Source organism: Microcystis sp. LE18-22.4A (assembly GCF_027531105.1).
Classification (GTDB): Bacteria; Cyanobacteriota; Cyanobacteriia; order Cyanobacteriales; family Microcystaceae; genus Microcystis; species Microcystis aeruginosa.
The window spans coordinates 1-8511 of record NZ_JAPZRB010000253.1; the positions used below are offsets into that span (position 1 = coordinate 1).

General features: G+C 39.5%; 13 protein-coding genes and 1 pseudogene. 4 read left to right on the forward strand and 10 right to left on the reverse strand.

Features of this window, described 5'->3' with window-relative positions:
* Both O9295_RS11650 and O9295_RS11655 read left to right on the forward strand, forming a co-directional pair.
* Window positions 1–112, forward strand: a 112-nt coding sequence (locus O9295_RS11650; RefSeq protein ID WP_288025593.1) for a transposase, incomplete at its 5' end; no start/stop codon positions are given.
* 55 nt (window positions 113–167) lie between these two features.
* Window positions 168–569, forward strand: coding sequence for a hypothetical protein (locus O9295_RS11655; RefSeq protein ID WP_002798731.1), 402 nt, complete (start codon window positions 168–170; stop codon window positions 567–569).
* 79 nt (window positions 570–648) lie between these two features.
* Here O9295_RS11655 and O9295_RS11660 read toward each other — a convergent pair whose 3' ends face one another.
* The 7 genes from O9295_RS11660 to O9295_RS11690 form a co-directional block, all read right to left on the reverse strand.
* Window positions 649–4314: a CHAT domain-containing protein gene (locus O9295_RS11660; RefSeq protein WP_288033040.1), complete on the reverse strand. Its 3666-nt coding sequence runs from the start codon at window positions 4312–4314 to the stop codon at window positions 649–651.
* A 34-nt stretch (window positions 4315–4348) separates the two neighbouring features.
* Window positions 4349–4489, reverse strand: a complete 141-nt coding sequence (locus O9295_RS11665; protein WP_288033041.1) for a hypothetical protein — start codon at window positions 4487–4489, stop codon at window positions 4349–4351.
* 168 nt (window positions 4490–4657) lie between these two features.
* Window positions 4658–4972, reverse strand: a complete 315-nt coding sequence (locus tag O9295_RS11670) for a HigA family addiction module antitoxin (RefSeq protein WP_002798737.1) — start codon at window positions 4970–4972, stop codon at window positions 4658–4660.
* A 9-nt stretch (window positions 4973–4981) separates the two neighbouring features.
* Entirely contained in the window at window positions 4982–5263 is a 282-nt protein-coding gene (locus O9295_RS11675) for a type II toxin-antitoxin system RelE/ParE family toxin (RefSeq protein WP_002740810.1), read from the reverse strand.
* Between the two features lie 299 nt (window positions 5264–5562).
* Entirely contained in the window at window positions 5563–5721 is a 159-nt protein-coding gene (locus tag O9295_RS11680; RefSeq protein WP_288033042.1) for a hypothetical protein, read from the reverse strand.
* Window positions 5722–5846: 125 nt separating this feature from the next.
* A complete protein-coding gene (locus O9295_RS11685) occupies window positions 5847–6068 on the reverse strand; it encodes a type II toxin-antitoxin system HicA family toxin (protein ID WP_288033043.1) in 222 nt (73 codons plus the stop codon).
* Entirely contained in the window at window positions 6058–6264 is a 207-nt protein-coding gene (locus O9295_RS11690; RefSeq protein WP_002740815.1) for a type II toxin-antitoxin system HicB family antitoxin, read from the reverse strand. The genes O9295_RS11685 and O9295_RS11690 overlap by 11 nt, the downstream gene beginning before the upstream one ends.
* A 562-nt stretch (window positions 6265–6826) precedes the next feature.
* On the opposite strand from O9295_RS11690, the gene O9295_RS11695 reads away from it, so the two are divergent.
* The gene (locus O9295_RS11695) at window positions 6827–7087 is read left to right on the forward strand and encodes a hypothetical protein (RefSeq protein WP_002751499.1); all 261 of its coding nucleotides are present in this window, start codon (window positions 6827–6829) and stop codon (window positions 7085–7087) included.
* Window positions 7074–7483: pseudogene (locus O9295_RS11700) on the forward strand (type II toxin-antitoxin system VapC family toxin). The gene O9295_RS11695 and the pseudogene O9295_RS11700 overlap by 14 nt, the downstream one beginning before the upstream one ends.
* Before the next feature lie 71 nt (window positions 7484–7554).
* On the opposite strand, the gene O9295_RS11705 reads toward O9295_RS11700, so the two are convergent.
* The 3 genes from O9295_RS11705 to O9295_RS11715 form a co-directional block, all read right to left on the reverse strand.
* The gene (locus O9295_RS11705) at window positions 7555–7902 is read right to left on the reverse strand and encodes an HVO_A0114 family putative DNA-binding protein (RefSeq protein WP_002751511.1); all 348 of its coding nucleotides are present in this window, start codon (window positions 7900–7902) and stop codon (window positions 7555–7557) included.
* The gene (locus O9295_RS11710) at window positions 7883–8179 is read right to left on the reverse strand and encodes a toxin-antitoxin system TumE family protein (protein WP_002751505.1); all 297 of its coding nucleotides are present in this window, start codon (window positions 8177–8179) and stop codon (window positions 7883–7885) included. Before O9295_RS11710 ends, O9295_RS11705 begins: the two co-directional genes overlap by 20 nt.
* 223 nt (window positions 8180–8402) lie before the next feature.
* The coding region (locus O9295_RS11715) for a transposase (RefSeq protein ID WP_287672724.1) at window positions 8403–8511 on the reverse strand (109 nt) is incomplete at its 5' end.

Here is an 8511-nt window from a genome sequence, read left to right on the forward strand (position 1 = left end):
GGTCGAGGGAATCAACAATAAACTTAAACTAATAAAACGGAGAGCCTATGGCTTGAGAAACTTTCGGAATTTTTGGGTTAGAAGTATGTTGTCTTGGCATCTTGTATGTTGATTTAGCATAAAGAGTAACGAAGAGCCAAATTGGTTTTGGCTTTAAGGATGGTATTATGTCAGACGCAACGCAGTTAACACCGGAAAAAATTGCTCAGTACCGTATTGAATTTGCGGACAATGAGAACGCTTTAATTGCACTTGATGTTATTGAGGAATGGGAGGGAGATTTAGCAGATGCTGCTGAGTCTATTGCCACTCGTAACGGGATTGAAGGGGTAGAAGATAATGCTGATTTTCGTTGGTTTGTTATTGTTCTTAATAAATGTCGGGATTCTATTTGTCAACCGAAGTTGCGAGAAAAATATTTACCCGCACTTATCCCTACTTTAACAGGTATTATTGTAGGATATTTGATGTGTCCTCCGCAAGTCGCGGGAATTTTATCTGCTATAGTTGCTGTTTATATTCAGGATCAAGGACTGGATAAATTTTGTCAAAATTATCCTGATTCTTAAATCAAAGTGATCCCCCCCAACCCCCCTTAAAAAGGGGGGAGAATACCTCAACTTAATTGTATTCTCAAAGAACAATAGATTAAACCCCTGTAGCGATAAATGCAGTCCAATAATAGGGATTAGCAAAGGGATAGGGTTCACGTTTAACCGCAGCTTCTAATAAGTCTTGGAATTTTCTTCTATCCCGTTTACTCTCAAAGACTTGATCGAGTAATTGCTGGAATTTTTGACTATTTTTAATTCTGGCTAATTTTTTACTGTTCAATGTTCTTAACCAAGTTTGAGTATGATTTAAAACAATAGCGATACTTCCTTCATCTCGGATAGAAATCCGTTTAAGATCGTGATAAAATTTAGCCATAAATAACGTGGTTGCTAGGGGATCTACTGTCCAAAGGGTGCTAACAACACTAGAACTACCTGCAAATAGAAAACCACTGGGTAAACCCACATATTCATCACTAATACTATCAGCTTTACTTTCTATTATACCACTTTCACAAGCAGAAAAAGTGACTAAACGACATTCTCTTAAGTCAAATTTTTCAAAGACTTCTGCTAGGGTTAGGTTAGCTAATTCTCCTAAGTTACCATCTGGATCTGCCAACATTAAAGCGGAATCTCTAGGGGATTCATTATCAAATTTACCATGACAGGAAAAGTGAAGACAATGAGATGCTTGTAACTCTTGACGACGATTTTCTAGGGTTTGTTCTGATGCTTCTAATTCCCCAATAATAATGGTTTTTTCTGCAGCAAATCCTTGACTAATTCTCTCGATTTCTAGATTTGCACCCAAGAGAGGTTTTAGGTCTTTTCTGGTGGGATTTTTAATAGCAAAAAGACGAGTAAAGTTTTCTCGCTGTGATAATTTTACCAGTTTTAAAAGTTGGCAACTGGGAACGTATCCTACACCATTAGAAAAGCGTTGATAGAGAAATTGTCCATCTTTTAGGGGTAGGCAATGAAGGGGAATAATATGTAAAAACCAATGGGGAATTAGGATGAGACGAGAGCAAGATTTAGGAATCAGTTCTAAAAGTTCATCAATGTGGAGAATTTCTGATAGTTGATTTAAACAATCATTAAGATTATTAATCCACTCGGTTTTATTATTTTCATAAGCATCACGATAATTTTTAATAAAATTAATCAATTTTTCTCGATCTTCTGCTGAAGATTGCCAAACGTTTAATCCTTGGGAAGTAACAATAAACGCCATAATACTATCCCCTGAAATATACCATTCTAAAATGGCAGTATCTTGATCAATTAAGGATTGAATCTCACTTAGAGGAATACTTTCAACCTTTTGAGTTAAGCTAAAAGTGGGGTCTATGGGAGTTATTTCACGGTCAATGAGTTGACTTAATTCTTGTTTTAAATGATTGAGGTGAGTATAGTCATTTAAGATGGGTTGTCTTTGTTCATCTAGAGTTAAAATTACTCCCTGATTACGGGTTTGTTCTTGGATGGCTAACCGTTGTTCTTCCCCAATAATGGCACGACGGAGGCGATCTAATTCGGTAATAATAGTTTGGGGGATATTACCTTTAGGATAGATATCTCGATCCGTAAGCAATTGGACTAAATAGCGGGTTTTGCTGCGTTCAACGTATTCTAAGGCGCGATCTGGTTGATTGAGGTTGAGATAGGATTGAACAATGCCATGATAAACATCCATTGCCTCGGAGAGAATTTCTTGTTGTCGTTGGGGGTTTAAGGCTTGGAGTCGGGTATTTTCTACTGCTTCGATGGCTAAGTTGTAGCCTTTGATGGCCGTTTCCCAGTCTTCGATAAAGTTAGCAGTATGTCCTAAGTTTCGTCCTGTTCCTAAACAGTTTATAGGAAAAGCCGTCGGGGTATATACTTTTAAAGACAGTTTATAAGCCGCAATTGCTAACTCTGGATTATCTGCCCTTTCCTCAAGAATGCGATTACTATAAGCTAACCCCAGATTATTTTGTGTCCTTGCCCAATCTTCAGGAAAGGCATCACGGCTATAGACCTCCAATGACAGGTTATAAGCCGCAATAGCTAACTCTAAATTATCTACCCTTTCCCCTCTGATGCGACCTAGATAAGCATTCCCCAGATTATTTTGTGACCTTGCCCATTCATAAGGAAAGGCTTCACGGGTAGATACTTCTAAAGACAGGTTATAAGCTGCGATCGCTAACTCTAGATTACGGTTCCTTTCCCCTCTGATGCGTTGACTATAAGCAGCACCCAGATTATGTTGTGTACTTGCCCATTCATAAGGAAAGGCTTCACGGGTTCTTACTTCTAAAGACAGCTTATAAGCTTCGATGGCTAACTCTAGATTACGGCCCTTTTCCCCTCTGATGCGATCTAGATAAGCAGACCCCAGATTATGTTGTGTACCTGCCCATTCATAAGGAAAGCCATCACGGGTATATACTTCTAAGGACAGGTTATAAGCGGCAATAGCTAACTCTAGATTATCTGCCTTTTCCCCTCTGATGCGATCTAGATAAGCAGCACCCAGATTATTTTGTCTCGTTGCCCAATATTCAGGAAAGGCTTCACGGGTTCTTACTTCTAAAGACAGGTTAGAAGCTGCGATGGCTAATTCTAGATTATCAGCCCTTTCCCCTCTGATGCGATCTCTATAAGCAATCCCCAGATTATTTTGTGACCTTGCCCAATCTTCAGGAAAAACTTCACGGGTATATATTTCTAATGACAGATTAAAAGCCGCGATGGCTAACTCTAGATTATCAGCCTTTTCCCCTTTTATGCGATCTAGATAAGCAGACCCCAGATTATTTTGTGACCTTGCCCATTCATAAGGGAAAGAATCACGGGTATATACTTCTAATGACAGGTTTAAAGCTGCAATAGCTAACTCTAGATTATCTGCCCTTTCCCCTCTGATGCGATCTCTATAAGCAATCCCCAGATTATTTTGTGACTTTGCCCAATCTTCAGGAAAGGCTTCACGGGTATATACTTCTAAAGACAGGTTATAAGCTGCGATGGCTAACTCTAGATTATCAGCCCTTTCCCCTCTGATGCGATCACTATAAGCAATCCCCAGATTATTTTGTGACCTTGCCCATTCATAAGGAAATGCTTCACGGGTATATACTTCTAAAGACAGGTTATAAGCTGCGATGGCTAACTCTAGATTATCAGCCCTTTCTCCTCTGATGCGATCACTATAAGCAGCACCCAGATTATTTTGTGACCTTGCCCATTCATAAGGAAAGGTTTCACGGATATATACTTCTAATGACAGGTTATAAGCTGCGATCGTTAACTCTAGATTATCAGCCCTTTCCCCCCTGATGCGAGAGCTATAAGCAACCCCCAGATTATTTTGTGTTATTGCCCATTCATAAGGAAAGGCTTCACGGGTATATTTTAACAGGCTGTGATAGCCTGTAATAGCAATTTCCAGATTATTAGCCCGACTTCCCAAAGGAAAATTTTTAATATCAATACATAAATTTTGAATCACCTTGGCAATACCTGCCACTTGTTCTGCATTCCCTTGAGAAAAGACATTTCTAGCGTATTGTTGCAACAGTAGAGTAAAAGTATCATCTAACAGATGTTGACGGCGTTGTAGGATAGGATAAACCACCCTACGATCACTATTACTCTCATATTCTGCTTGTAATACTTCTAATAAAAACCCCTCATATTCCTCTATACTTCCCGCTTGAGGCTTGAGAAACTGCCCCAACCATTGCGCTATATTCCGTAACCAAGTCCGCATGATCATTATTTCCTTGTTGTTCTAACAATGTTGCTTAGTTTTCCATCACCTGCAAGAATTGGGGGTCAATTAATTCCTGATTTGCTTGCAGAATCTTATTGAGTTCCTCATCATCAGTACAAGCGAGCAACTGTTCAATTAAATTAACATAAGCTTGGGCGCGTTGTTCATTCATTGTCTGTACTGTGATTGATGTGATTATGTGATGAACTGTGATTTTTTTTGAGAGAGAGCGACCTTATGATATAGTGTGATACAATAAATATTCGTGATTGTCAAGGGGGGTCGCTGCCAAATTTGTTTGATATATTCCAAGTTTCTGCCTTAGAACATATCAAACAAATTACTTTTCTGCGCAAATAACTGTCATTACAGCAACTTCTTTGTCCAATTGATCTCCTATTTCATCTTCAACAACGTCCAGATCGTAATCCATTTGTAATCCCAGCCAAAATCGCGGTGACATATCAAAATAACGAGCTAACCGAAGAGCTATATCCGCTGTGATAGGCTGCTTTCCGTGAACGATTTCGTTAATATATTGTTCGGGAACTCCAAGAGCCAGAGCTATTTGATTCTGACTAAGGTTCATTGGCTTGATAAATTCCTCTAAAAGAACCTCACCGGGATGAATTGGCATTAGTTTATCTTCATTCATTATTTTACCTCAATGATAATCAACGATTTCTACGTCTAGAGCATCACCGTTTTGCCAGACAAAGCAAATTCGCCATTGATCGTTAACCCGAATGCTATATTGACCTTCCCTGTCACCAACCAGACGTTCCAATCGATTTGCTGGTGGGACACGAAGATCTTGCAGGGTTTCCGCACGATTAAGCATCCGCAATTTTCGCAATGCCACTTGTTGGATATCTAATGGCAATTTACGCGAATGTTTACGTTCAAAAACTTTTTGAGCTTCTTTATCTTTAAAGTTTTGGATCACTCTCTAAACAATTTCTTATCCTACTTTTAAGTATATGACGTAAGGATGCTCCAATGGCAGAACTGGTTGGGGAACAGGCCAGACAGGGACTTCTGCAAATGCGTCTGGGGCCAAGATGACGCGACGACAAATGATCGCGGTAGCCTTCATGTTGGACATACTAACAACACCTTAGCCTGTTGTCAATGTCCCCAACAGTCAAAAACACCTGATATTCTTCTATGTTTCTCGCTTGAGGGTTGAGATATTGCCCAAAGTTTTGTGTTAAATCAATCTGCATGGTTATTATTGTATCCTTATTATTTTAACCCCGTTGCATAGTTTTCCATCACCTGCAAAAATTCGGTATCAATCAATTCCTGATTTGCTTGCAGAATATTAGTTCGTTCCTCATCATCAGCACAAGTGAGCAACTGTTCAATTAAATTAATATAAGCTTGGGCGCGTTGTTCATTCATTGTCTGTACTGTGATTGATGTGATTATGTGATGAACTGTGATGTTTTTTGGCGGATGACTCTATGATAGGATGAGTCCCCTTGATATAGGGCGATTATGACACAGAATGCTATAGAGGATATTAACTATAAACGCTCAAATTCATCAACCCTTAATCCCGCTTGCCTTAAAATACTGGCAATTGTACCGATTGTTATCTCCTTATAACAAGGAACAATCGTTGTCCTTTTTCCTTCGGGAGTATCCTTGGCAAACTTAACATGACTCCCCTTTTGACTAACAACTTCAAACCCTGCCGCTTCCAACTTGCGTTTAATCTCACGATAAGATAAAGGCTTAAGCGGCATTGATTTCTACCTCTATCTTCTGTAATCGGGGAATAACTGTCGCACAAGGCGGTTCAAAATGTAATTCTAAAGCCTCTTGTAAATTGTTTAACGCCTCGGTTTCTGTTTCCCCTTGACTAGCAACATCAACCTCTAAACATTGGGCAACAAACCAATTATCTTCTTGAAAAATTCTCGCTGTAAGTACCTGTCTCATTTTCACTTTCCTGATTGAGCTTTCCATGATTATATGTCAGGCTAGAATGACAGTCAATTAAATAATCATATAGATCATGCTTTAGACTTCTACATAAGTAGTCGTGCAAAATTAATTTCTTGGTTAGGATAGGCACTCATGCAAGAGGCAAAAGGCAAAAGCTTTATCGAAATGTGTAATCAATTTTGCTTAGGTACTTAACAAGATTCTATACTTTATATCCCGTAACCAAGCCGCAGGAGTATTATTTCCTTGTTCTTCTAACCCTGTTGCATAGTTTTCCATCATTGTCTGTACTGTGATTGATGTGATTATGTGATGGACTGTGATTTTTTTTTGAGAGACCAACCCTATGATATATAGCGTTTCCTGTTCGCAAGAGGTACATTGTCGATGGTGAAAAGTTTAATCAGCAAAGGTTTCACTGTGCCACACAGGTGTGAGAAACGCTATAATGTGATACAATAAATATTCGTGATTGTCTAGGACAAAGGATAACCTAGTCATAGTTTATCGTTCAATTATTCTAATCATAGTTTAGACATTATTAAGGAGAAAGACTATGGACATCACCATCCATCTTAGCCAAGAACAAAGGGAAAAACTCGCCTACATCCAACAACATAGCGATCAGGATATAACTACCCTGCTCAATCAAGTTATTGAGCAACAATATACCAAACTACACCCGCGTAACTCAGATGCTCTTAAAGTGCTGAAAGAAAGCGGTTTTATTGGGTGTGGACAAGGTTCGCCCGATCTTTCTACTAATTATAAAACTATCCTGAAGGAAGAATGGTCAGCCAAACATGATTATAGTTGATACAGGCTTCTGGTTGGCCCTCGCCAATGAGCAAGATCATCATCATCAACAAGCACAGCTTGTAATTCAAAGATTGCGAGAACCCCTAATAACAACCTGGTGTGTTGTCACCGATTGCTAACTCGTCTCGGTAATCATGCTCAACTGCTATTTATTCAAAATTTCTTAGCAGGTGGTTTTGAAGTATTTGAATTACAATCAAATCATGTTAGACGAATGCAACAACTTATGAAACGTTATGAAGATATACCAATGGATCTAGCTGATGCTTCATTAGTAGTATTAGCTGAAAACTTAGGGCATGGGAAAATTTTAACGTCAGATCGCCGCGATTTTTCAATCTATCGCTGGCAGGATACCCATACTTTTCAAAATTTATTCTTAGGGTATCCTTAATAATTTCGAGAGAATGATAATACTTTTGGTTCATGTGTCCTCTTTATTCGCGATCGCTGCTAATCCAGCGATCAAACGGCTTGCAACATGAATTCAACCTTGATCGCTTCAAACGGGAACTCTACGCTCCCATCTGCTACACGGCTCAGAATACCGACATTTAAAAGTGCCGTAATATCTCCATGTACTGCTTTAACATCCCGATGTACTCGCCTCGCCGCCTCACGGATAGAAATGGGGCCAGCACCGCACATAGCTTTGAGGAGTTCCCACCGCTTGGCAGTCAGAACTTTCCAGAGAAGTTCGGGGGTAGCAAAACTGATACGAACTTCTTTTTCTGCTCGACCAGTTTTCATCGCTTGAACGGCATCGGCAAGGGTGTCAGTCAAGGAGCGAACTTCAAGAACGACCGTGTTCATAATTCCACCTCAAAATGTCAGAGTTGAAGTCGGCCATCAATTGGTCTGGCGAAGAGAAAGCATAAAGAGACTCCACACCATCGAAATGACGGTGATCGCCTTTACCGCGTTCGTTATCATATCGCAACACACATTTGCCGTTGACTATGTAAGCGAGACGATATTTGTAAGGATGCTCCGATGGCAGAACTGGTTGGGGAACACGCCAGACAGTGACTTCTGCGAATGCGTCTGGGGCCAAGATGACGCGACGACGAATGAGCGCGGTAGCCTTCATGTTGGATATACTAACAACACCTTAGCCTGTTGTCAATTTCCCCAACAGTTAAAAACGCCTTATATTCTTCTATATTTCTCGCTTGAGGGTTGAGATATTGCCCAAAGTGTTGTGTTAAATCAATCTGCATGGTTATTGTATCCTTATTATTCTAACCCTGTTGCATAGTTTTCCATCACCTGCAAAAATTCGGGCTCTTCTGGTTTTCGTGTGTTAATTTTTGTTATGAATTAAAGCAAGCAAACAGCTTAAGTCGAAGATGTTCAAAATTGGTAAATCCATAACTTATTCTTTTAATAAGCTTTATTTTGGTATTCATTCCCTCAATTAAT

Coding starts and splice junctions, on each gene's coding strand:
- O9295_RS11655 (WP_002798731.1), top strand. CDS start 168: ATGTCAGACGCAACGCAGTTAACACCGGAAAAAATTGCTCAGTACCGT.
- O9295_RS11660 (WP_288033040.1), bottom strand. CDS start 4,314: ATGCGGACTTGGTTACGGAATATAGCGCAATGGTTGGGGCAGTTTCTC.
- O9295_RS11665 (WP_288033041.1), bottom strand. CDS start 4,489: ATGAATGAACAACGCGCCCAAGCTTATGTTAATTTAATTGAACAGTTG.
- O9295_RS11670 (WP_002798737.1), bottom strand. CDS start 4,972: ATGAATGAAGATAAACTAATGCCAATTCATCCCGGTGAGGTTCTTTTA.
- O9295_RS11680 (WP_288033042.1), bottom strand. CDS start 5,721: ATGAATGAACAACGCGCCCAAGCTTATATTAATTTAATTGAACAGTTG.
- O9295_RS11685 (WP_288033043.1), bottom strand. CDS start 6,068: ATGCCGCTTAAGCCTTTATCTTATCGTGAGATTAAACGCAAGTTGGAA.
- O9295_RS11690 (WP_002740815.1), bottom strand. CDS start 6,264: ATGAGACAGGTACTTACAGCGAGAATTTTTCAAGAAGATAATTGGTTT.
- O9295_RS11695 (WP_002751499.1), top strand. CDS start 6,827: ATGGACATCACCATCCATCTTAGCCAAGAACAAAGGGAAAAACTCGCC.
- O9295_RS11705 (WP_002751511.1), bottom strand. CDS start 7,902: ATGAACACGGTCGTTCTTGAAGTTCGCTCCTTGACTGACACCCTTGCC.
- O9295_RS11710 (WP_002751505.1), bottom strand. CDS start 8,179: ATGAAGGCTACCGCGCTCATTCGTCGTCGCGTCATCTTGGCCCCAGAC.